At 65.8% G+C, this 23961-nt stretch carries 11 protein-coding genes and 1 pseudogene; 3 read left to right on the top strand and 9 right to left on the bottom strand.

The genetic code is table 11. The features are described 5' to 3' along the window. Positions 1-6: 6 nt before the first annotated feature. From GA0070216_RS20820 to GA0070216_RS20800, 5 genes are all read right to left on the bottom strand, one after another. Positions 7-1839, bottom strand: coding sequence for an NAD(P)/FAD-dependent oxidoreductase (locus tag GA0070216_RS20820; RefSeq protein ID WP_091248557.1), 1833 nt, complete (start codon positions 1837-1839; stop codon positions 7-9). A gap of 41 nt (positions 1840-1880) precedes the next feature. Then, the gene (locus tag GA0070216_RS20815; protein WP_091248554.1) at positions 1881-2672 is read right to left on the bottom strand and encodes a TauD/TfdA dioxygenase family protein; all 792 of its coding nucleotides are present in this window, start codon (positions 2670-2672) and stop codon (positions 1881-1883) included. Next, the gene (locus tag GA0070216_RS20810) at positions 2669-3505 is read right to left on the bottom strand and encodes an isocyanide synthase family protein (RefSeq protein ID WP_218108248.1); all 837 of its coding nucleotides are present in this window, start codon (positions 3503-3505) and stop codon (positions 2669-2671) included. Before GA0070216_RS20810 ends, GA0070216_RS20815 begins: the two co-directional genes overlap by 4 nt. Positions 3506-3650: 145 nt before the next feature. Further along, positions 3651-4343, bottom strand: a complete 693-nt coding sequence (locus GA0070216_RS20805) for an HAD family hydrolase (protein WP_176739064.1) — start codon at positions 4341-4343, stop codon at positions 3651-3653. Between the two features lie 4 nt (positions 4344-4347). Further along, on the bottom strand, positions 4348-4584 hold the full coding sequence (locus tag GA0070216_RS20800) for a hypothetical protein (RefSeq protein WP_091248543.1): 237 nt from the start codon (positions 4582-4584) through the stop codon (positions 4348-4350). 561 nt (positions 4585-5145) lie between these two features. Here GA0070216_RS20800 and gap point away from each other — a divergent pair. Next, positions 5146-6144, top strand: a complete 999-nt coding sequence (gene gap, locus GA0070216_RS20795) for a type I glyceraldehyde-3-phosphate dehydrogenase (RefSeq protein WP_091248539.1) — start codon at positions 5146-5148, stop codon at positions 6142-6144. Between the two features lie 102 nt (positions 6145-6246). Beyond that, positions 6247-6873: a dihydroxyacetone kinase subunit DhaL gene (dhaL, locus tag GA0070216_RS20790; RefSeq protein ID WP_091248536.1), complete on the top strand. Its 627-nt coding sequence runs from the start codon at positions 6247-6249 to the stop codon at positions 6871-6873. Positions 6874-6901: 28 nt separating this feature from the next. On the opposite strand, the gene GA0070216_RS20785 is transcribed toward dhaL, so the two are convergent. Next, complete coding sequence (locus GA0070216_RS20785; protein ID WP_091248532.1) at positions 6902-7678, bottom strand: IclR family transcriptional regulator; 777 nt, start codon at positions 7676-7678, stop codon at positions 6902-6904. Positions 7679-8364: 686 nt separating this feature from the next. Then, complete coding sequence (gene ygiD / locus GA0070216_RS20780; protein WP_245722610.1) at positions 8365-9246, bottom strand: 4,5-DOPA-extradiol-dioxygenase; 882 nt, start codon at positions 9244-9246, stop codon at positions 8365-8367. 256 nt (positions 9247-9502) lie between these two features. Here ygiD and GA0070216_RS20775 point away from each other — a divergent pair, with 256 nt between their 5' ends. After that, a complete protein-coding gene (locus tag GA0070216_RS20775) occupies positions 9503-10405 on the top strand; it encodes a universal stress protein (protein WP_141723147.1) in 903 nt (300 codons plus the stop codon). A gap of 703 nt (positions 10406-11108) precedes the next feature. Here the strand turns inward: GA0070216_RS20775 and GA0070216_RS20770 are convergent. Together GA0070216_RS20770 and GA0070216_RS20765 are read right to left on the bottom strand one after the other, a co-directional pair. Then, positions 11109-11893, bottom strand: a pseudogene (locus GA0070216_RS20770) (IS5 family transposase). Positions 11894-13438: 1545 nt separating this feature from the next. Beyond that, positions 13439-22924 (bottom strand): LamG-like jellyroll fold domain-containing protein, encoded by a 9486-nt coding sequence (locus tag GA0070216_RS20765; protein ID WP_245722609.1) that lies wholly within the window; start codon positions 22922-22924, stop codon positions 13439-13441. Between the last annotated feature and the right edge of the window lie 1037 nt (positions 22925-23961).

Here is a 23961-nt window from a genome sequence, read left to right as displayed (position 1 = left end):
CTTGGTTCAGCGAGCTTCATCCGCTGCGGACCCGCTGTCTGCGGACACGGAAACGGACACGGACGCGCCGCTCCCGCCGTCGAGTTTGAGCATTCCCGCGTGCAGCAGTCGTCGGACGAGCAACTGCTGCCCGGGGTCGAGATCGGCAACCAGATGGCTCCACAGGACAGGCCCCCGCCGCAGCAGATTCCACAGCTCGGCACCCCCGTCCCGACCGTCCACGCTGCGGACCTGGGTGCGATCCGGCTGGTCGCCCCGGGAGAAGCGGTGGCAGGGCACGAGCCTGCCGAGGGCGGCGGGGACGCTGTCGCTGCGCCGCACCGGGTCGTCCCAGTAGGCGGCGGCTGCCGCCCGCTCCTCGGCGGCCATCAGCGAGGGGTCCGGCGGAATGGCGCCCTTGAAGCCGGGGATGTCCAGGCCTGGTCCCGCAGTGACGACGACATCGTCGGCCAGAGAGACCTTGGTGTCCTCGGTCAGGGAGATGTCCTGGGCACGGGCGTACTCCGACATGAATGGGCCCTCGATGTCGAGTCCGTTCAGCCCCTCTCCGGCCGTCATGACCTCGAGCAGGTCGGGCGTGAAGGCGGTGTTGAGCAGGGCGTCGAAGGTCTGCTCATGGCTGAGGCCCAGGGACTCCGGCTTGCCGCGGCTGTTCCAGTAGACGCTGTCAGGGTTGTCGCTGCCGATGGCGTAGTACCACTGGTCGATCGAGAGCGCGAAGGTCACGGCCATGCCGTGCCACTCGTGGTCGTAGTCGTGCCACAGGCCGCGCTGGTCCTGCTCGCTCAGCGTGCCACCGGCCGTGCTTCCGAGCAGGGTGGCCACCGCCACGGCCTGGTTCGTGGCGAAGGCGACGCCCGAGGAGAACAGCGGGTCGACGAAGTACGAGGCATCGCCGAGCAGCAGCCACCGCTCGTCGAAGTCGGCGAACTTGTCATTGATCATCGAGTAGTTGGTGGCGGTCAGCATCCGGTCCCCGACGGGGGTGACGTCCTGGATCAACTCGCGCAGCTTCGGCACTTCCTTGACCGTGCGTAGGAACACCTCCGGGTCGGTGAAGTCGCTGCCGGGCTGCTTGAGGATGTCCGGGTCAGTGACGATGCCGATGGAGTGGGTGACCTTCCGCTCGCCGTCGATGATCTTCGGCACCGGGATGTACCAGCACCAACCGTCGCGGAAGGCGAAGCAGCCGATGGGCGACATGGCGCCGTCGCGGAAGATGTTCCAGTCGCCGTCCAGGGTCTGGGTGAAGACACCGCCCAGGTAGTGCTGCCAGATGGCGATGTTGCGGTACCCCGACAGCCAGTCACGCTTCTTGTTCGTGACGATGCTGTTGCGGCGACCGGACGCGTCGACGAAGTATCCCGCGCGCACGGAACGGCCGTCCTTGAGCACCACCTCACGGCTGCCGCCGTCCTCGGCGAGGGTGCAGCTCGCGACCGCGGCCCCCTCGAAGACCTCGGCGCCGCAGTCCTTGGCGTGGTCGAGCAGGATCTTGTCGAATTCGGCGCGGTTGACGTGCATGGCCCAGCGGTGCACGCCGTCCCGGACCGTGTTGCTGTGGTCGAAGAAGGCGACGTGCGGCTCCTCGCCACGCCACTGGAAGATCCCGCCGAACTTCTTGACCCAGCAGTTGCTCGCCAGGACCTTCTCCAACGCCCCGCTCTCTTCGAGGACGGGTATCAGCGGATGCGCGAACGACTCGCCGATGTGTTCGCGCGGAAAATGCTCCTTCTCGAGCACGGCAACGCTCAGGCCGCCCTGCTTCATCAGGAGCGCCGCGAGGGTCGCGCCACCGGGACCGCCGCCCATGACCACCACGTCGTAGTACGATCGCATCTCTTGCCTCTCTGCCTTACGGCTGGTCTGGGGGGCCGGTTTCACAGCACGTGCACGCGGCGCAGGTGGCGCGCCGAGCCCGCAGTGAACGCGGTGCGGCCGTGCAGCAGGGCGTGGTTGTCGGTGACGACATAGTCGCCGTCCTGCCACTCGTGGTAATAGGTCACCTCGGGGGCGTACAGGCGCTCCTCGATGTCGGCGAAGAACGCCTCGGCGGCCACGTCCTCGGGCAGCCCCGCGACGTCCAGGAAGAGCGGGCTGAGGAACTTGGCCGGGTCTAGCGGCTCGGCGTAGCGCACGACCTGTTCCCCGGTGTGCGGGTGGCGCTGGATCAGGTCCGCGCTGATGTTGCCGCCGTAGTGCGCGGTCTTCTCCTTGCGGTACGTGATCGTGAGCCCGTCCCAGATCTGCCGCGTCGCCGCCGGCAGCCCGTCGAGCACCAGTCCGGTGTCGCAGAAGACGGTCCTGCCGCCGGCGACAGGGGCCTTGACGCACTGAAAGATCTGGTGCGTCGGGACCTGCGCGGCGAAGGCACCGTCCCAGTGGTAGGGCACCGGCCCCGCGGTGAAGACGTAGTCCTTGGGGTCCTCGTGGATCTCCAGGTCGAGCACGTCGCCGAAGTTCCAGGACAGCAGCGGCCCCCAACGGCGCGCGTACTCCACCAGCTCCTCCTTCTGCGCGAACGAGCGGAAGCCGCGCAGCACCACGATCCGGTGCTCACGAATCAGCTCCCGGAGCTGGTCAGGTGCCACCTGCCCGAGTTCGAGATTCGGCCCGACCGGTTCGAGCATGGTTCCGAAGGGCTTGCCGGGCGTGACGGAGAATGAGCTCATCTGACTGCCTCCTGAAGCAGAAGCCGGGACTTGTGGCTGGCTGGTGGGGCGATGAAGTGGCTCGGCCGGCCGCCGCGCATGACCAACGTCGCGCCGAGCCGTTCCGCCTCCTCGCGCTTGACCAGGCGCACTCCGTCGCCTTCGTCGAGAGCAACCCCGTGCCAGGGCGTGAGCCAGTTGTCACGGGTACGCATCATGTGGATGCCGATCTTCTGGGAGTGGGCGGCCTGCGGGTGGATGGACAGGCGTAGCGCTTCCGGGAAGAAGGCCTCGACGAGGGCGCTCCACGCGTCGCTCCGCTGGACCACCCGGTACGCGCGGAGCTTGGCCTCCTCGCGCACCGTGTTGCGGCTGCGGCCCTCGCTCACGGCGAACTGGTCCTCGAAGAGGAAGCGGTGGATACCACCGAAGATGGACCGCGCCGCGGGATCCTGCAGTGCCCGCTCCCGGATCTCCTCGACCGGGCGGGCGTAGCGATTGGTCAGCTGCTCCCGCTGTTCGGTGTAGTCGGTGCTCTGGAAGGCGTTCTCCAGCCCGTACGTGTTGATCGAGTCGGAGCCGATCGCCCGGAGCAACAGCTCCAGTTCGGCACGGTAGGCCGTCACGTCCTGGTCGTCGACGCCGACCAGATCGCTGAAGACATGGCCGTCGGAACAGATCGTGATCTTCGCCCCGGGCTCGTAGTGGTGGCACACGTAGTCGCAGAAGGACTGCAGGAACTCCAGGGAGAGCCGCTCCCCCAGATCGGGCAGCGTGCCGAGGACCTTCTTACGGTTGGGGGACTTGGCCGGGAAAGCGGGAATCACGAAGTGCAGCGGAACCCCCTGCGCCATGAATCGCTCGACCTTCGGCCGGTGTATTGCGAAACACTCGTCGCACGGCTGCTGCGCGCAGGGGTCGGTCGTACTGCCCGCGATCCGGCGGGACGAGAACAGCAGCCGAAGTATCTGATCCTCAGGTGAGTCGGGCATCGTTCTCCTAAACGGGAATATGGCCAAACATCTGAGACTGCGGAAGATCAAGGCCGGCGGCTCGGGCCGCCGTCTCGAGTCCGTCGAGATCCTCGAGTTCCAGATCCGGCGCACCGGCGCCGATGGGCGTGCCGTAGCCGTAGTTGACCCAGGCGACGGGCATGCCGGCGGCCTGCGCGGCGCGCAGGTCGTGGACGCTGTCGCCCACCATCAGCGCGCTGGTGCCACCTACCAGGTCCAGGGCGTGCAACAGCGGACCGGGCGCGGGTTTGCGACCCACGGCCGAGTCGCCGGTGATGACGGCGTCGAAGTAAGGTTCCAGGCCCAGTGCGGACAGGAGCCGATGGGTCACCGGCCCGGCCTTGTTGGTGCACAGCGCGGTTCGCACGCCGGCCGCGCGCAGCCTGCCCAGCAACTGCTGCGCGCCCGGGTACAGCCGGGCCGCCACCGCGGGTCGTTGCGCATAACCGCTGAGGTACGTCTCCTGGGCACGCGCCACGACCACGGAGTCGATCCGTCGCCCTGACCTGCGTACCGAGGCCTCGATCAGCGCCGTGCCGCCTTCGCCGACCCGCTCACGGACCTCGTCCCTGGTGAGCGAGGGAAGGCCGAACTGTCGTAGCGCGGCGTTCGCCTCGCGCGTGATGTCGTCGAGGGTGTCGACCAGTGTGCCGTCGAGGTCGAACAGCACGGTGTCCACCGGCTCAACCCACCGTCTGTGCGGCCGCACCGGATGACGCCAGCATCAGCGGAGCATCCACAGATCCGACATCGTCGGACTCCTGCCCGCCACCGTGGGGAATAGTCGCCGCATCCGCCGTGCGCGTCTTCCGAACCTCCGCCGACGCACCGTCGAGGAGCATCGCCTCCGGATTGCCGAGCACCAGTTCGTCTGACGTCTGCGGCACCACGTTGCGGACGTCGTTGATCAGCTTCTTCACGCCTGAAGTCCCCCGCTCCCGACTTTGCTCTACCCATCGGCGATGTTAGAACTGCCGAACAGCATTCCGCAATACTGAACGTCCACATCGAACAGAGTGTGGGAACTGCTCCGCATAGGCACACGCAAATCCGGAGAAAGCAGCGCATGATCGGATCTGATCGATCCCTGACCATGGGAGGGAGAGTGGGAGGGAGAGTGAGCTGGGCATGTCCCGCGTCTCGGCCCCCGCCGGCATCGCGTCGCCGTCCCGCTGCCGACCGACGCCTGGGTTACCGCCCCCTCACCGCGCAGTGCGCCCAAGCCCACGGCGGAGTCGCCCGCCACCCCGTGAGCGGCGCCCGGCACGGCTCCTGTCGAGGATCGACGCACCTTCGGGCGAGGCATCTGAGCAGGGCATACAGCACTTCGCCTGGCGAGGCCCGAGCGAGTGAATCCGCACACCTTTACTGTCAGCGACCATCCGGTGGCCCGATTCTTGCGCATCATGGCGATCAGACCACTGGTACGAGCACGTATCGCCTGCCAACCTCAAAGACGAGTGAAGGGATACACAAGAGATATGACCCGCATCGCCATCAACGGATTCGGCCGCATCGGGCGCAACGTGCTGCGAGCCCTGCTCGAACGCGACAGCGCCCTGGAGGTTGTCGCCGTCAACGATCTCACCGAGCCCAGTGCCCTCGCGCGCCTGCTCGCCTACGACTCGACGGCCGGCCGACTCGGCCGACCCGTGACGGTCGAGGGTAACCAGATCGTCGTCGACGGCCGCCGCATCACGGTCCTGGCCGAGCGTGAGCCGGCGCAGCTTCCCTGGGGCGAGCTCGGTGTCGAGATCGTGCTGGAGGCGACCGGCCGGTTCACCTCCGCCAAGGCCGCAGGCGCCCACCTCGACGGAGGTGCGAAGAAGGTACTCGTCGGCGCACCGTCGGACGGTGCCGACGTCACGCTCGCGTTCGGCGTGAACACCGATGCGTACGACCCTGCCGTGCACAGGATCATCTCGAACGCCTCGTGCACGACCAACGCCCTGGCACCGCTCGCCGCCGTTCTCGACGAGCTCGCCGGCATCGAACACGGCTTCATGACCACGGTGCACGCGTACACGCAGGAGCAGAACCTGCAGGACGGCCCGCACCGCGACGCCCGCCGCGCCCGCGCTGCCGCGGTGAACATCGCACCAACGACGACCGGCGCAGCCAAGGCCATCGGCCACGTGCTGCCCAACCTCAACGGCAAGCTGTCGGGCGACTCGATCCGCGTCCCGGTTCCGGTGGGGTCGTTGGTCGAACTCAACACGACCGTCTCTCGCGACGTCACCCGCGACGAGGTGCTGGCGGCCTACCGCACCGCTGCGCAGGGCCCTCTGGCAGGCATCCTCGAGTATTCCGAGGATGAGCTCGTGTCCTCGGACATCACCGGCAACCCCGCATCGTCGATCTTCGACGCGGCTCTCACCCGTGTCGACGGACGCCACATCAAGGTGGTCGCCTGGTACGACAACGAGTGGGGCTTCTCCAACCGCGTCGTCGACACGCTCGAACTGCTCGCGGCCCACTGAGCCCGGGCTCGCGCACTTCCCCGTTGCAGCCCTCCTGAACAGGGCTGCAACGGTGGCCCGTCGAGATCATCTCGCGACCACCGCTCCACGAACGGGGGCTCCGTGGATATCAACCTCGCTCGCGCCTGGGTGCACACCATCGCAGGCGCCGTGGCCGAACAGAAGGACCGTCTCACCTGGCTCGACTCAGCCATCGGCGACGCGGACCACGGCACCAACATGCACCGCGGCTTCACTGCCGCGTCTGCTGCGCTGGACGGTCTGGTGCCGGACACCGTGGGAGCCGTACTCATCGGAACCGGCACCATGCTGCTGTCCTTCGTCGGCGGGGCATCGGGACCGCTGTTCGGCGGAGCGTTCCGGGCCGTCGGTCAGACCATCTACACCCCCGCCGCCACCACGCAGGAACTGGCGGAAGCACTGGCCGCAGGGCTGGCGGAGGTCACCCAGATCGGCGCCGCCGTCCCTGGGGACAAGACCGTCGTCGACGCCTGGACGCCGGCGCTGGCCGCCTTCCGTCATCGCGCCGACGCCGGGGCCGACCTGGCCGAAGCCGCTCTCGCCGCAGCTGACGCAGCCGAAGAGGGGATGCGAGCCACCGCACCACTGCAGGCCCGCCGAGGACGCGCGTCGTATCTCGGCACCCGCAGCATCGGGCAACTGGATCCAGGGGCGGCCTCCACCGCGCTGATCTTCCGTGCCCTGGCGGACGCTGTCACAGCCCGATAGCGCGCGGCAGGTCAGACCCTGGCGTAGCTCAGGACTGGAGGTGGATCGCGCTGCCCCGGCGGGCGCCCAGCTCCCGGGACAGATTGCGCGCGACCTCGCGTACGGCAACGGCCAGTTCCTGCCATGTCGGCTCGGCGAGCAGGCGCTCGACCGGCCCGACGATGCCGATCGCACCCGCCACCTGACCAGAGCGGTCGAAGATCGGAGCGGCCACGGCTCCGTCACCGATGGTGGATTCCTGGTCCTCGATCGCATATCCGGCCCGGGCAGCCTCGTCGAGCTGACGGGCGAGCACGGCGGGGTCGGTGATACTGGCCCCGGTGAGCGCCGGTAGTTCTCCGGCCAGCAGCTCCTTGCCGAGCGCAGGGACTGAGGCGGCGACGATCGCCTTACCCAGGGCGTTGGTGTTCCAGGGGATCGTCGCACCCACCTCCAGGATCTGCCCCGTGCCCCGGGGCCGGAAGGCATGGTGTACCACCAGGATGCGGTTACCGGTCAGAATGCCCACCCACACAGCTTCTTTGGTGCGGGTGGCGAGGAGATCAGCCCAGGTCAGCGAGCGGCTGCGGAGCTCATGGGTGTCCAGGTAGGCATTGCCGAAGGCCACCAGGTCGGGGCCGAGCCGGTACTTGGAGCCCTCCGAGTCGCGGGACACCAGCCCTTCCGACTCCAGAGTGCGCAGCAGGGCGTGAACGGTGGGTTTGGCCAGGCCCATTCGGTCGGCCAACTCGGTCACACCCAGCCGCGGGCCGTCCGTGGCGAGCTGGCGCAGGATGCGGATGGCTCGCTGCACTGACTGCACCATGAGGCTCCTCCCGCTCACTAGTGCTGAACAGCATTCCGAAAAATCTAGCACTTCTGTTGATCGTCGTCTCGTTGGCGGTGCAGGCGGCTGCCGTCGTTCGTACCGCTCCGAACGCGGCCGGCCTGCCCCGACAGTACGCGGCGCACGCGGCACCACCCATGTTCACGCGTCATGGAATGCCTGTTTTGCGATTTATGGGAGCATTCAGGCCGGGAGATCATTCCCGCACGGGTCGTTGTCGGTGGGAAGACGACCGAACTCGCTCGACAAGATCGGACCCAGCACCGCGACCCCACGTTCCGCGTCGAGGCCCACCCGCCACCCTCAGCGGCGTCGGCAGCACAAACGACGAAAGGCCCCCGGCCGGATTTCCGGCCGGGGGCACACTCATCCCGCTCCCCTATGCCTCGTGAGCGCAGATCCAGGGTGGAGCCGAGAAGACTCGAACCCCTGAACCCCACACTCCCAGAGAGGAAGCTGAGCGCCCGAGGCCACAAGGAGAACCTCGACCGTTCACGCCGTCGCGGAACCGGCCTGCCCCTGACTGGTAGGAGCCCCCATCAACTGTCGCGTGCCGACTGCGGGGCTTCCCCCGAGATCAAGCCCGAACGCCACGGTCATCGGTGGAGCGTGCACCACGCGCACCTGGGGCTCCGCGCCGTGAGCAACGAGCAGCCGGCACTCCCTCAGATGTTGGACCCGTCCGGCGGCAGGCCGGGCGGCGGCTGGGGCGATCCGCCCCGGCCGTCAAACTGCGGACAGGACATCCCCAAGGTGTACGCCGTCATGGACAACGAGCCGTAGGCGTAACCGTCCACCAGAACTTCGGTGTCAGGCGCGTCCGTGGCAGCGGCGAGACCGGCGAGGTACAACGCCGGAATGAAATGATCGGGCGTGGGTACCGCCCGGCGGAAGTCCCCGTGGGCGTCGAGAGTCGCGTACTCGCCCGGGTCGGTCAACATCCGGGAGGTGGCGTCCTTGTCGAAGCGCCGTGCCCAATCGAAGCCGTCGTCAGTCAGCGCCCAGTCCATGCCACCCAGGTTGTGCACCACGTTGCCGCTCGCCACGATCAGCACACCACGCCGGCGCAGCGGAGCGAGTCGGGCACCGAGTTGAAGGTGGTAGTCAAACGACTTGTCAGCGTTGATGCTGAGCTGGACGACGGGAATCGTCGCGTCCGGAAAGGCGTGCATCAGCACCGACCATGTGCCATGGTCGATGCCCCAGCTGTCGACGTCAGCCCCGACCCAGGTCGGATGGACGACGTCACTGACCTCCTCGGCCAGTTCGGGCAGCCCTGGAGCCGGGTACTGCACCTCGAACAGCTCCCGGGGAAACCCGTAGAAGTCGTGAATGGTCCTCGGCCGGGGCATCGCGGTGACGGCCGTGGCATTGATGTACCAATGAGCACTCACCACCAGGATCGCGCGGGGACGCGGCACCGCAGCGCCGAAGGCTCTCCACGCCGAGGTGTACCGGTTGACCTCGAGAGCGTTCATAGGGTTGCCGTGGCCCAGGAACGCCGCGGGCATCACGACCTCCAGGGCGGGTTGTCCGTCTGAAGACACGTGAACTTCCCTCCGAGGGGACCGCTTCGTACGGCGCGGGCTGCCGGACCTGGCTCTCACGATAGTGCCACCTCGCGGCAGCTCCGGCCCGAAGCACGCTCCTCGCGGATCGGAGATCGTGTTACGTCGGGGAGGCGGATCGAGATACTGTCCTTCCAGCGCGGCTGCTGGTGGAGCCGCAGACGGTCACCTGTCCGGCGGCCCGGCTACGACCAGCCGTTCCCCGACGATTGACCACCGATTGAAGGCGGTGCGCGTGCCCCTCACCAGCGTGGTGGTTGGCGTCGACGGTTCGATGGGATCCGACCGTGCACTGGTCTGGGCGCTCGAGGAAGGCCGCAGACGAGATCTGCCCGTGCGGGCGATCAACGTCTGGCAACCGAGCGGCGCGCCCCTGGAGGTCGAGCGGCTCGCGGCGCTGCACTCCGTGGCCGACCTCAGGGCCGGTCTCCTTCGGGACGTCACGTCCAGGGTGGATGCGGTAGTCGCACGAGAGGGCGCGGCGGACGTCGCGACGACCTCGCACGTCATCTACGGCCACCCGATCAGGGAACTGACCCGTGCGGCGGGCAGCTACTCCCTCCTTGTCGTGGGTTCGCGCGGACGCGGCAGCGCCACCGGCTCACTGTTCGGCTCCGTCAGCCAGGGCTGTGTCCAGTACGCGACCGGCACGGTGATCGTCGTCCCCCGGCCGGAGCCGAGGCCCGAAGCGGGCCGCGTGGTCGTCGGGGTAGACGGATCACCCCTGTCGGTACGTGCATTGCGGTTCGCCGATGACGAGGCCCGCCGGCGTCATGCTTCGTTGCAGGTCGTACATGCCTGGTCCCCGCCCTATCTCGGATTCGCAGGAGGTCCGGGGGGCCTCCAGCAGGAGGCTGTCGACGAGATCGCCGTCCAGGCAGCGGAGACGCTGCAGGACAGCATGCGACGTGGTGCAGTCGATCCCATGCGTACTGACGTCGAGATCCGGCTGGTCGAAGGTTCCCCCGCCCCGGCGCTGCTGGAGGCCGCCGACGATGCGGATCTGGTGGTCGTCGGGTCGCGCGGGTACGGGGGTTGGAAGGGACTTCTGATGGGCTCGGTGTCGACCCAGTGCGTAGCCGGCTCCCCTTGTCCGGTAGCCGTGATCCGTAGTCATGCGGACGAGGATGACAAGTAGCAACAGGCCCTGGTCGGGAACGGTGACCCAGCGCCGGCGACCCGGCTGCCAGGCGTCCAGGAGCGCCATCACGGTTGTCACGAGCCGTCGCCTCGTCGTCGTTGAACCGGCCCTCAACCGCGCGCGCTGCCGCAGTCTCTACGGCCTGCGCCATGCTGAGGTGCTCGGACTGCGCGCAGGCGAGACGTCGACCTGGAGGCGGGAACCGTGATGGTCCGGGTCACCCGGGCCATCATCGACGGCGAGGTTGTCGTGAGCACGTCGGGGCGGAGAACGAATCAGCGACCTGGTCGGTGATTACTCGACCAGGTCGCTGACCCACCATTTCAAGGGTGGAGCCGAGGGGACTCGAACCCCTGACCCCCACACTGCCAGAAAAGTGAGCCTCATCACGACCGATACCGGACCGTGCCGGAACCTGCCATCAGGTGCGGATATGGGCCCATGGCTATGTCGGCTTGTGCCGAGCACTGCCGACTGATGCCAACTTCTTGATCTTGATCTGTGACGCCCTCTGTGACGCGCCCGAGTGTGGGGGCCGCCGTGACGGACGAATGAGCCATCAATGAAGTCGAGCGCCCGACGCCAGGATGACAACCCTCGACCGTCCGCGCCGGCGCAGAACTGGCCTGCACCCCCTTGTTCAACCCATCCTCACTACCCAGAGAACGTCTGATTAACGCACTTTGCAAGTTATGGCGGTTTAGTCGCCTCGCCAGGTTGGGGTGGTTTCGGCGGTGAGGCGTTTGGCGAGGTTGTCGATCATGGCGAGGGTGATCATGCTGGCAGAGTTGTCGGGTCGGGTTTCGTAGTCGCGGACGAGTCGGCGGTGGTGCATGAGCCAGCCGATGGTGCGTTCGACGACCCATCGCCGTTTGACCACGCTGAGGCCTTCGGCTTGTGGATCTTTGGTGACGATCTCGACGTCGACGGCGAGGTGTGCGCCGTGTTCGACGACGCGGTTCTTGAAGCCGGCGTCGACCCATGCCTTGGTCAAGGTGGGGTAGGTGGTATTGGCCTGGTCGAGCAGGTCCATGCCGACGGTGTTGTCGCTGGCGCTGGCGGCGGTGACGATCACGGCGAGGAGGAGGTCGAGGGTGTCGGTGAGAATGCCCCGTTTACGGCCGATGATCCGCTTACCGGCGTCGGTACCCTGTGTGGACAGTGGAACGTTGGTGGAGTTCTTCACGCTCTGGCTGTCCATGATGGATGCCGTGGGTGTAGTGGTGCGGCCGTGGTGGTCGCGGACGACGCCGGTGAGCTGGTAGTTCAGGTCGGTGAAGATGCCTTCCTTACTCCAGGCGGCGAAGTAGCCGTAGACAGTGGCGTGGGGTGGGAAGTCGTGGGGCAGGTAGCGCCAGGCGATGCCGGTGCGGTTGACGTAGAGGATCGCGTTGAAGATCTCGCGCAGGTCGTGGGTGGGTGCGCGACCGCCGACGCCTGCGTCGGTGCGGGCCTGCTCGCCGCTGTCAGGCGGGGCGAGATCAGGGCTCACCGGGCGTCGGACAGGTCGGAGGGATAGGCTCGCCGTGCGGTCACAATCCATGCGTGTGGCGCTCGGGCGCTGCCTCGACGGACGTCATGTCCGCCGATGTCGGGTGAAAGTGAACCAGACACGATCGCGGGACGAAATGCTCCGCTCTGGTGACCGCTCTGTTTCCAGTCAAGGGCGAGCCGGACCGAATGCGTCTATCACAGGACAGGTCGGGCATATCGCACTGCTGACACCGACACATGAATCGGTCGCTACTGGCGCGAACGCGAAACAAACCTCCAGCCACCTGGAGCCTCACCCTCATCGATCAGCAGCTCCGGTCCACCCGCGCCGGCCTGCAAGATCAGGTTTAAAAAGGCCCAATCTAAACATCTGCATATATGCAATCTTAGCCGTCATTCCGGTTGGCCGTTAAGCCGAAGACAATGTGATCAAGCAACACCGTTACAGCATCGGAATCGACAAGGTCTTGGACTGCCACGACGGGGTCATCGTCGCCTTGAACGACCACTGTGATCACTTCACTCTCACCTGAGTCCCAAATAGTTGCAGACACCAGACACTCAGGCGATATGAATTCGACCGTAGCCGAGTCCTTACTCCGCCCTGCCGTCGGACCAACGAGCCTTAATTCGACACTCTGCGAAGCCAGTTCAGTGCCGTAGCGTTCATGCCAGGATACAACAGCTTCCAGATTCATTCGCCTCACTTCAGACATACCATCACTCCGGATTCGACATGTTACGGAACGGCACGTCACCAGCTTGTGCTCGCCCAGGCAATCGGGGACTACCAGTTTCGGGGATCGACGCCACACCGCTACGCGGCGCGCCACCGAAGATCTCACGTCCCGCCTTGGCCCGGAAGCGCTACATCGCCTTATTCGAATAGATACCATGCTCCTGACGGCTACCGCGACGGCAACGTGGGCCGACAACCACGCACCCCGACAGACGGTCGCTACTATCCGTAGTGGTACTCCAAATTCATCTCAGCCGCCTTATTTACGAAGTGCAGGCGCAGTCCGTCGATTAGAACATGCAATTCGAATGGCTCGCCGGCAGCCTACTCGATACCTTCGAAACGTCCCCGAGCCTCGACCAATTTACTAATCGCCTCAAGCAGAGCCCGCCTTAGCGAATGTTCCTCAGAATCAAAATCCCCCACCCTTGCGCCAGATGCCTCGTATGCACCGGTATACGACGCCCATGCCTCATAAACCCGGTGAAACTGGTCGTTTGTTGTCAGCGACAACACCGCTAGCTGTTTCGGGGAAGAAACTTTCCTCTTCGCCTCCGAACCAAACCAGATGCTGAAGCGAGCGCTCTCGCTCAGTAGTTGACCCACCAGGTCGATGAGATCATTCCCCAAGGTGTTACTCGATAGCATCCTGATCGGCAGGTCGACTCGGATCATCCCTGTTGGAACCAGCAATTCCGCAGGTGGAGACCACCCTGATGGGACTTCGTCCAGCCACTCCCAGCCATCCGGCAAGGGCATTAGATTGCCTCCGTGTCTATCGAGGGATGTCGCGGCAGCTATCCGTGCTGCCGAAGTAGCCACTTCGTAATCGCGATGCTTCCCTCTTGTATGGGGATCCCCTGGACTCCGCCCTGCTGCAACACCTCGGCACAGTAGGTGATACAGCTTCTAGTCATTTCATCATAGGCACCCAAATCCTGCCCGAGCGTCACGTCCTGGTAGGACCTTGCGCGGCTCGCGTTCGGGAGAGGAATACGAACGTCGAGCCTAAATCCCGACAGCTCACCGTCGAACTCCTGAGCAACTGCGCGCGTTCCGGGCCTGCCGGCCTGCTCAGTGTGAAGAACGTCGTCGCCTTGCCGCACAGTAATCGACGCGTGTCCTGCCTGTCGATCAAGGTGCACGATTGCTTCGCCGCCGCAGTTGTGGACGAGGACCGGAGTGTTGCCAGCAACCACATAGTACGTGTGGAGGGTGTCGACGGTGAGGTTGTGTACGACCTCGGGTTGGGTGCGGTGGTGTGTGGCGGCTACGGCTGCTGGTCGGTGGTCGGCGGTTTCGAAGGTGTAGCCGGGTTTGAGGTCCTTGGCTTCGCGCCATTGGTGCTGGTCGGCGATCCAGAAGGGATGTCCGGCGGTAGCGGTGATCGTCTCGGCACGGCTGCCCTGCGGGCCGTCGACGGTGACGGTGATGTCGACGAGCTGCTTGGTGCCGCTACCGACGATCAGAGCGGTGACTACTCGCGGCGCAGTCCGCCCCGTGGTGGGATCGGTGGCCAGGACCCTGTCGCCGAGCTTCACGTCACGGATCGGCTTGTGGCTGCCATCGGCCATCAGGACCTTCGTGTCGCCGGTGAAGCTGTTGCCGGGGCCGAGGCAGCCGCCGCTCCGGCCCATGAGCCCGCGTCCGATGGTGCGCGCCTCACCGAGACCTGCGCTGACAGCCTTACCGCCGGCTGCTCTCATTCCCCCGCCCAGAGCGCGGAGCCCTGCACCGAGGGCCGCGCCTCCGACCGTCCCAGCAGCCCCACCAGCTGCACCGAAGAGCCCACCGAGAGCGGTCTCGCCGGCGAGATCCCAGCCGCGCTTGCCGTTCATGTATCCGGTGACGGCGGAGCCGACCGCTCCGGCAAGTGCGCCGCAGGCGACGGCGCCGACACCGGTCCAGCCGATGGCAGCCCCGCAGCCGATGCCGACGACCGCACCGACGGCGATGCCGGCGATCTCAGCGGCGTGGTCCTCGACGAACTGGGTCGCCTTGTCCCACATCTCGTTGGCGCCCTCGACGAGTGGGGCAAGGCGCTGAGCTGCTTCGAGGAACAGCTTCTGCCGGAACTTGTCGGGGTCACGGATGGCTTGCTGCGTGACCGCGACGACGCTTGCCATGACTTTGATGCCGCCGGACACCAGTTTGACTCCCGCCAACAGCGGCTTGGTGAGGGCGGCCACGACCGGCAGCTTGGTGAACTTGATCGCCTGCCGGACAGCGGCCTTCGCGGCGTTGGTTACCGCTTTCTTGGCTTCGTATACTCGCTGCGCCGCGGCACGGGCTTGTTCTTTGGCCCAGTTGACACTGGCACGGAGGTTGGTGACGCCTTGTTTGATGTGGCGATAGGTGTTCTCGACGGCGGTCTTGGCCTTGTTGTAGAGCCTGGTGGCACCGTTGTAGAGCATCTGCCCGAATGACCTGAGGGCGGAGATTCCCTGGTTCCAGAGTCGGGCCCCGTAGTTCCATGCCCAGGAGCTGGTGACGAAGTTCGTGGCGGCGTGGTAGCCGTTGCTGACCGAGCGGGCGGCCCGCTTGAGCCAGTTGGGCCAGTGACCGTCAGGGTCGTCGAAGTCCAAGGGTGCGCCGGCGGCGTAGGCGTACCGGTTGGCCAAGATCGAGTCACCGCTGGTGTAGCTGGCGCTGTCGCGGGAGGTGAAGGTGCCGGTTCCCGGGTCGTACCACCGGGCTCCCATGTCGACCTGGCCGGTTTGGGGGTCGGTCCAGTCACCCTGGAAGCCGAGGTGGCCGGTGTCTCCGGTGCTGGTGATCTTCTTGCCGAACGGGTCGTACGAGGTGGAGTCGTTCAGGGTGGTCAGGCTGGTGTTGGCGGGGTCGAACGCGGCGACGACGTCGCCGTGCGCGTCGGTGAGTGAGAGCTGCTCGTCCGAGCCCTGCCCGGTGGCCAGCAGTTCGTCGGCGGGGCCGCGGGCGAAGTACTCGACGCCGTCGGCAACGACATCGTCACCCAGGCCGGCATAGGTGAAGGTGGTACCGGTACGAGCCACCACCCGGTCCAGGCCGTCGTACTGGTATGTCTGGGTGATGGCGGTGGTGAGACGGTCGAAGGCGTCGAAGGCGTACTGCTCGGTGAGGCCGGAGCTGGTGCGCGAGCGGAGGGTGCCACGTGGTGAATAGGTGTAGGTGTAGTCCCCGTCGGTGAGCAGCCGGTCGCGTGCGTCATAGGTGGCGGTCTTGCTGCCGGCGCGAATCCGGTTGCCGTTGGCATCCCAGGCGTAGGTGATGGTGCCCGCCGGGCTGGTCCAGCCGGTGAGCCTGCCGGCCTTGTCGTAGGTGTAGGTGTTGTTGCCGGCACCAGCGGTGCCGCTGGTGTCCTTGCTGGTCAGATGCCCGTTCAGGTCGAAGCCGTAGGTGACGGAGGCAACGACGGCGTTGGTGGCGTTCTTCAGGGTGTCGCTGTTGACCCGGCCGAGGTCGTCGTAGCCGAAGGTGCGGATGCGCCCGGCGCCGTAGTCGATCGTCTTCACCTCGCCTGCGGCGTCGTACGTCAGGTTCTGACGTTGTTCGGTGATCGAGTCGGTGAGGGAGGTGAGGCGACCCTTGACGTAGCCGAAGGTTGCGGTGCCGGTGACGTCGGTGCGGGTGGTCATCTGCCCGTCGTCGTCGTAGCCGAAGGTGGCGGTGCCGGAGGGGCCGGAGGTCGACAGCACCGCACCGCGGTCGTCGTAGGTGTAGGTGTTCGTGCCGGTGGGGGCGCTGACGCTGGTGAGCCGGCCGGCCTTGTCGTAGCCGAGGCTGCGGGCAGCGGTGGTGGACTCTCCGCCGGAGCCGGTTTCGGCGGTGAGTCGCCCGGCTGCGTCGTAGGTGCGCTGGCGGCTGGCCTCACCGGGGGCGCTGATGCGGGTGGCGCGTCCTTCGGCGTCGTAGCCCACCGTCCAGGTGCGGTTGGGGGTGGTGGGGTGGCTGGTGGTGGATGGCTCGACGGCTGACTCTGGCAGACCGAGGGTGTTGAAGGTGTAGATGGTGGCATTGCCGCGCCCGTCGGTGTAGCGGGTGCGGTTACCCGCCGCATCGTAGCCGAAGCTGGTGGTGATCGATTCGGTGTCGGTCACCGGTTCGATCTGCCTGACCAGGCGGTTCGCAGCGTCGTACTGATAGGTGGTGACGACGTTGTAGGGGTCCTTCGAGGAGACCATGTTCCCGGCCTCGTCGTACCCGTACCTCTGGGTACGCAGCACGTCCCCGTCGGCGTTGAGATTGGCGTCGCTGGTCAGGTTGCCGAACAGGTCGTAGCTGGCACGGGTGGTGCGACCCAACCCGTCGGAGACCCGGACCTTCCGTCCGAAGTAGTCGTATCCGAAGTGGGTGATCGCGCCGTTCGGGGCGGTGGTGCGAATGAGGTCACCGACGGAGTCGTAGGTATTGCTCGTGACCGCGCCGGTCGGTGACGTTATGGAGGTCAGGTTCGCGGCGTCGTCATAGCCCAGTTTGGTGACGAGGTTCCGGTTGACCGGGTACCGCTCGACGCGGGTCTGGGTGGTCTGGCGGTCCAGGTCATCGTAGGTGGACTCCACCCGCGCCCCGGTGGGACCGGTGACGGTCAGCGTCTCACCGGTGCGCGTGTAGGTGTAGCGGGTCACCGCCCGGTCGTCGTTGGTGCTGTCGGGCTCGTCCTGGGCGGTGAGCCGGTTGAGTTGGTCGTAGCTGAAGCGGGTGGTGCCGCTGGGGTCGATCTTCTCGATGACGTTGCCCAGGCCGTCGTACTTCGTCTGGGTGCTCGGGATGAGGGTTTCCGTGACACCAGGTGGCAAATAGGTGGGTGCTACTGCTTTGACCGGGCGTCCCAGGTTGTCGTACTCGGTGCGGGAGATCTGCCCACGCGGATCTCTCGTGGCAGTCGGTTCGCCGAAGGCGTTGTAGCCGATCGCCGTGTCAGGACTGGCCGTGACGGGCGCCTGGCCGTCGCTCTCGACGGCGACGGCCGGGCCGGTCGCCCCCACCTGCTGGCCGACTTCGTCGTACCGGTAGGTGGTGGTGAACGCCGCCTTGTCCGCACCGGTCACGTTGCCACGCGGATCGGTGGCGGAGGTACGCAGGCCACGTTGGTCATAGGTGTAGCTGGTGAGCCGGGTTCGCGATCCGTCACCGATGATCTTCTCGGTAAGCAGGTTTCCCGCGTTGTCGTAGGTGTAGTCGACGGTTTCCGTAACACCGAGCAGAACGAACCAGGGAAGGTTGGACGTCTTCCCGGAGCGAGTGGTCCGGGTGGTGTTGCCGTTGCCGTCGTACGTGAAGGTGTTCGTCCTGGCAAGTCCGCCCGGATCCACGACGGTGCTGTTGAGCTTTCCGGCACGGTCGTAGGCGTGTTGGGTGACCTGGGTGCCGTTCGCCTCGGCCTTCCGCGTCAGGTGGCCGGCCCCGTCGTAGGTGTTCTCCTCGACGACGTAGTCGCGCTTGCTGCCGTCGGGGTTGTGGAAGTCCTTCAGGGTGACCTTCTGCAACAGGTCGTCCCGGTAGTACTGGTACTCCAACCGGCGACCCATGGCGTCGGTGTCACTGGCGAGCCTGCCGGCGAAGTCGTAGATGTATCGGTGCAGGACCAGGTAGTCGCCGGTGCCGGTGCCCGGCACTCCTTCCGGGTCACTACGCCAGTCCCTCAGCCGCACCTCGGCAACCTTGTTCTGCGCGGTGTACGCCCAGTCGTACCGGTTACCGTTGGCGTCGACCATCGACGTGCGGTTGCCGAAACGGTCGTAGCCGTGGCTGGTTTCCTTGCCCTCCGCATCGACCATCAGGACGGGTCGGTTGTACTCGTCGTACTCGGTCGTGCTGACCCGGTCCGGATCGCCGCCCAACACGTCCGAGGTGGTGACCTTGACGACGTTGCCGTCCGGGTCGTAGTCGTTGGTGACGCGGGCCTGATGACGGACTCCGGAAATAACGTCCGTGGTCGCAGGCGCGGTGATGGTCGCTACTCGTGACTGGCTGTCGTAGGTGTAGCTGGTGATGACACCTGCGGGGTAGCTGTCCGAGACGATCTTCTCGGTGAGTCGCCGTCCGAGTGCGTCATAGGTGTAGGTCGTTACCAGACCGGAGGGCTCGGTCACCTGAGCAAGGTCACCATTGCTGTAGTACGCGTTCATGGTGATCTTGCCGCGGCCGTCGGTGCTGGCTTTCAGAAGCCCGGCGGGCTGGGATCCGCCGCTGTGCCCGAATTCCAGACCGTTGGTGTACGCGTGGCTGACGACGCTGCCGTCGGGGTTGGTCTGCGTCATCAACTGGCCGTTGGGGTGGTAGGTGAACGACGTGCGGTACGTGCTGTCGGTGGGGCCGCTCGACCGCCCGTCCCGAGACTCGATCGCGAGGTCACCCCGCGGGTCGAACGGGTCGGTGATGCTGGTCGAGTACGTGTAGTAGCTCGTCTGGCACTGGTCGAGGGTGCGGCAACTCTTCCTCGATGCGAGGTGCCCCTTGTCGTCGTAGGTCATCTCCACCGAGTCGCCGTCCTCGTTGGTGACCTTGCTCTGATATCCGTCCTCGTCGTAGGAGTACGCCCGGACCGCCATCCCCTCGGTGGGATGACGGATGAAGATGGGACCACCCGAGGAGTCCGGGATGATCGTGCAGAATGCCGGGTCGTTCGGGTCGGGTTGCGTACAGACCTGGGTGGGGGGCGAGGTGGGTGGGGTGGTGGGCTCCCCTGGCAGGTCCTCGGCGCGCGTGTCCCGGCCCAGCGGCGTGCCGGAGCGCAACAGCCGACCGGCGAGGGCGTCGTACTCGTACAGGTACGGTCGATTGGCTGGGTCGAGAACCTGGATGCTGCGCCGCAGATCGGTGTCGCCGCCGTAGATGGCAGGTTGGCCGACCTTCCAGGTGCCGCCGTTGTCGTCGGTGTACTCCTTGACCCGGTCGGTGGCGGTGTCGTACTCGACCTGACTGGCGACCCGGCCGCTGGGCAGCGTCACCTTCGTCAGTTGCTGGGCAGCGGGCTTGGCATAGCGGAAGTGCGCCGACACGGTTTCCGAGCCGATCGGGTGGGAGTAGATCGCCACCTCGTCGATCACGCCAGCGAAGTATCGCTGAGCCGTGCTACCCCAGCTCGGCCACGAGGCCGGAGCCGTCGCCGTCGCCGCACCGATCTGATTGAACGTCAGTGACGAGTGTTCGATGGTCTGCCCGGTGCGGTCGCCGACCTTGACACCGTCGAGGTACATGGTCTGCGTAGTCCCCATCGCCGACAGCACGACGTGGTGCCACTTGCCGTCGTTGACGGGGTACACCGACGTGACAGGAGCGACGCTGCCGCCAGCGAACTGTCCGCGTAGTCGTCCGTCGGTACCCGTGTAGAGCACCGGCACACCGGTGGTTGCGGTCACACCGACCGTCGCATCCTGATATCCCAGGAGCGGCCCGCCAGTCTGGGTAAGACCGACCTTGAACCACAGCTCCACTGCAGCGTCACGGCTCTTCTTGAGCGACCCCTTCGGAAGCTCGACATACGAGGACGAACCGTTAAACGCCGCTGCGGTATTGCTGGTCCCCTCTATGACCCCGGGCTGAGCCAGAGTCGCGTTCTTGTAGGTCCCGGCGTCCTTACCAAGGTTGATCGCGATGTCGCTACCCGCGCCGGTGCCCTGCTCCTCACCGAGGCGGTAGTAGGAGTCGGGACGGGCATCGAGCACTGCGGAGCGGTAGTGCGACCCTGCGGCGTAGTCGTAGGTCGTGCACGCCGAGGTCGGAGAGCACACCTTGGTGAGAAGGTCACCGGTGTACTCGTAGGACCAGACAAGCGCAGCGCCGTTCACCACATCGGTCTTGACCGTGGTGATGTGCTCACCGCTCCAGGTGAAATACAGCGCCCGTCCTGTGGTGTTGCTCGTGCTGTTCGACACCTGCACCTTGGTCAGCTTGCCGGCCAGGTCATAGCTGAGCACGACCGACCGGGCCGAGATGTCGGTTATCTTCGTCAGTCTCCCGCCCAGGGAGAATTGGTAGGTGGAACCTGAGCGGTCCAGAAGTGTCCAACTGGTGCTGTCAACGGTGAGCTGCGCGACCCGGCCGGACGGTGCGGCAAAGGTGCCGTCCGGGTTCTTTCCGAAGCGCACCTCCTGCCCATCGGGATAGCGGACCACCACATTGCCCGAACCGTCGTTGTCCGACGCCAGCTTCATGTCGTACCGGCTGGACCATCCCGCACCGAACACCGCCGAGGGTCGCGGATCCAAGCTGTTGTAGGTACGCAGCAGGTTCAGTTCGGGGCCTACCGTCACCACCGTCGCGTCGATCGCCGAGGTGGTGAAGTTGCCGTACTGCGCATCGAACTCGCGGCCCTGCTCCGCATCGGGAGACCCTGCGATACGGGAGATCAGGTCAGGTTGCGGCACCGAGGCCAGCAGCACGGAGTCCGCCGACATGACCTCGTTGGCACCATCCTTGACGAACGTACGCCACAGGTAGCTCTTGCTCCATGACAGCCGTCCGGCCGGCACCACCCACGAGGGATTCGCGCCGTAGCCCGAGTTCGTGCAGTTCGTCGCCGTCCCCGCATCGGTACGGTCGCAGATCTCGAACTTGAACGACAGCGTGGCTCCGGGGGCGGGGTCGGAATCCACGGCCCGTGCCCACAGCAGTGGAGTCAGCGTCGGTGCCTGATAGCCGTTGCCCGGATAGAGTTCCTGCACCACCGGTGGAACGTCGAACACCTGAAGCACGATCCGACCCGGTGGCACCTGGTGGTCGGTGAAGACCGCACCGCCGGTACGCACCATCGTGAAATCCAGGAAGTACGTGCCGGGCGGCAGGGCTTTGATGGTCGCATCCAGCGTCACCTTCGCCCCGCGGGCGATGGTCGTTGACAGGTTCGCGGCCCGCTGCTGGACGACCGCAGCTCCGGTCTCCGCGTTGTACGCACGGTAGGCCAGATAGTAATTGCTCGGCGACCATGATTCGGCGCTGAGGTTGGTGGCGGTGATCTTGACGTTGCCGTCCCGGTTCCGCAACACCGGCGGCTCGGGAGTCGGCTTCGGGATCGCGTATGCCGCATTGTAGGGCGAATGCGTCACATAGAGCTTCGGCGCGTTAGCGGTGCTGGTTCCCGCAAACTTTTTCCAGGCCGAGGCATCGGTCGTCGAAGCGCGAAGTGAAAGCCCGTAGTTGGTCTGCTGGCCACTCACCCACCGTTGCACCAGGTCCCTGCCGGCCTTCCCCAGGTCGAACATCTCACCAGCGGCCGGACATGCCGACTGCGACTGCCCCAGCCCGATGTACCCGTGGGCGAACGACCGGCTCGCCAGCGCACCGCCTACAGACGGGCCCGGATACGAGTAGCCCGTACCGGCCGACCACGACTCGGTCACCGGGTGCACGGTCACCTGACGCGATTTGCATGATGCGGCGTCAAAGTTGACCGCAGACAGGGCCACGCCGTGGATCGTGTGGTTCTGCAGTTGGCCAACCAGGCCACCGAACTTCAGATAAGCGGCGGCGTTGGAGCCGCCCGAGCGGCCCACCAGCAGGTCCTGCCCGCCGACGGTCGACGATCCCCCGTGCACGTACATGCTGCTGTCGGCACCCACGCCGCTGACCGGCGGACCCACCGTGGGATCCACCTCAACCGGGAATCTCCGGTCCGGGCTCTGCAACCAGTCGCTGTCGAGCGTGACCTTCAACGCGGGCCGCCCATTCGAGGTGACCAGCTCGTAGGCAACGCCTGCGGACGTTGCCGGCCCACGCGACTCACTGCCCGCATCCAGCATGTAGCCAGGGGGGATAATCGCACGTCGACTACCAGCCCGGTCGCTCAGCTCCACCTGTCCGTCAATGAGCTTCGCCGTCAACCCGCGGAGCCCCAGGGGGAAGACAAACGACGTCGGCGCCTCGACCGAATGCAGAACGATGGTTTCCTTGACGCCCCCTGCCCTCGGTGCGAGGCGAACATCAACGCCTGGCTGCACCTGGGAGTAGGTGACCGAGTCAGCCTCCGCGCGCCCGACGCTACGTGCCCCATCAGCCAGGCCGTAGGAGAGCTCCTCCTCCGCCGAGAAGGTCAGCTTTACCAGCTCGCTGTCGTCAGCCCGTCCCGCCAGCTTGAGGGCGACCGCGTCGGCAACGTTGCGCCATCCGCTTCCACCCTCGTCGGGCGTGAGCCGAGTGTCGATGGGTGCCCAACTGCCGTCCGACTTGCGGTAGTTCAACGCGTCTGTCGACAGCTCGGTGGTCTGTGTACCGTCGGCGTTGTCGTAGACCCGCTTCGTCTCCGACCGCTCGCCGAGGCGCTCACGGCTGGTCGCCCTGTCGTATCCCTTGGCATCCGCCACCGGCGCTACCCCCACCGATGCCTTGTTCCGGCCTGGAGCCGGCTGCTGCTTCAACCTGTGCAACGGGTACTGCCCCCGCAGGGACTTCGGCAGTTCCCGGTTACCCCGCCCACGGGCCACCGGCGAGGACGTATCCGTCGCCGAACCCCATCGCTGCGAGGGAGCAGCGGTGGCAGTCCGCGCGCGCTGTGATTCCGCTCGCTCGGATGCTGCGGTGGTCAACCCGTTGGCACCGCTGCCCCCCAGATTCAGGACTAGTAGACCGGCTAAAGACGCCGAAACTGCTGACCGCACAGAAGCCGACTGCATAAACAACCCGCGCCGCCTTGAATGGACCACCGGTTCAAAAAGCATGAACATCGCCAATCATTTAGGCGGACGACAAGCAGAGGATGAATGCCGGAACCGAGGGTTCGACCAGCGACCCTGCCGCGCTTCCGTTCGGACAGCACCTGAAGAGGTCCCAGCATGAACCCGGACAGGCAGGGTGCCGCTGCCGGCCGATTCGGCGCGCCAACGGACCCGAGACCTCAGCCAGCAATCCACAACAGCCCCCGTGATCGATCTGAGAGATCACGGGGAACTTACAGATCCCGGGGTGCGACTGGGAAGTGTCGTTACAAGTTGATGCCATAAAGCATGGCAAAACTGCACAGAACGCCATGGTAGATCACTGTGAGCAACTAAGCCATCGCTGAAAGCAGCGCGAAAGTGCCGACGTGACCACCCGAGTAACTGTGAGTAATCACTCGGTGACATTCGGAACGCCTATGCCCTGTTTTGTGGCATCAACTTGTAACGACGCTTCCCAGTCACACCCCGGTATCTGTAAGTTCCCCGTGATCTTTCGGAGCTAGCATGGGGGCTGTTATGGATTGCTGTCTGGAGTCGTCCGCTCGATGGTGCGCAAGATCCCACGCGCGCAGGCAACAGGACTGAATAGGGTGCCCGCCCCTTCGAGATATCGGGCCAATCAGATTCCTACCGTCGGATTCGGCAACTGACAACCGCCAGAGCAAGTATGGCGGTATCAGTGG

The sequence above is a fragment of the Micromonospora matsumotoense genome (assembly GCF_900091525.1).
GTDB lineage: Bacteria > Actinomycetota > Actinomycetes > Mycobacteriales > Micromonosporaceae > Micromonospora > Micromonospora matsumotoensis.
The sequence above is the reverse complement of the archived record's forward strand: the minus strand, read 5'-3'. Positions and strand labels throughout refer to the sequence as shown.

What these genes read in the sequence shown, in the direction of transcription:
- GA0070216_RS20820 (WP_091248557.1), bottom strand. Translation starts at nt 1,839, where the DNA reads ATGCGATCGTACTACGACGTGGTGGTCATGGGCGGCGGTCCCGGTGGC.
- GA0070216_RS20815 (WP_091248554.1), bottom strand. Translation starts at nt 2,672, where the DNA reads ATGAGCTCATTCTCCGTCACGCCCGGCAAGCCCTTCGGAACCATGCTC.
- GA0070216_RS20810 (WP_218108248.1), bottom strand. Translation starts at nt 3,505, where the DNA reads ATGGCGCAGGGGGTTCCGCTGCACTTCGTGATTCCCGCTTTCCCGGCC.
- gap (WP_091248539.1), top strand. Translation starts at nt 5,146, where the DNA reads ATGACCCGCATCGCCATCAACGGATTCGGCCGCATCGGGCGCAACGTG.
- GA0070216_RS20785 (WP_091248532.1), bottom strand. Translation starts at nt 7,678, where the DNA reads ATGGTGCAGTCAGTGCAGCGAGCCATCCGCATCCTGCGCCAGCTCGCC.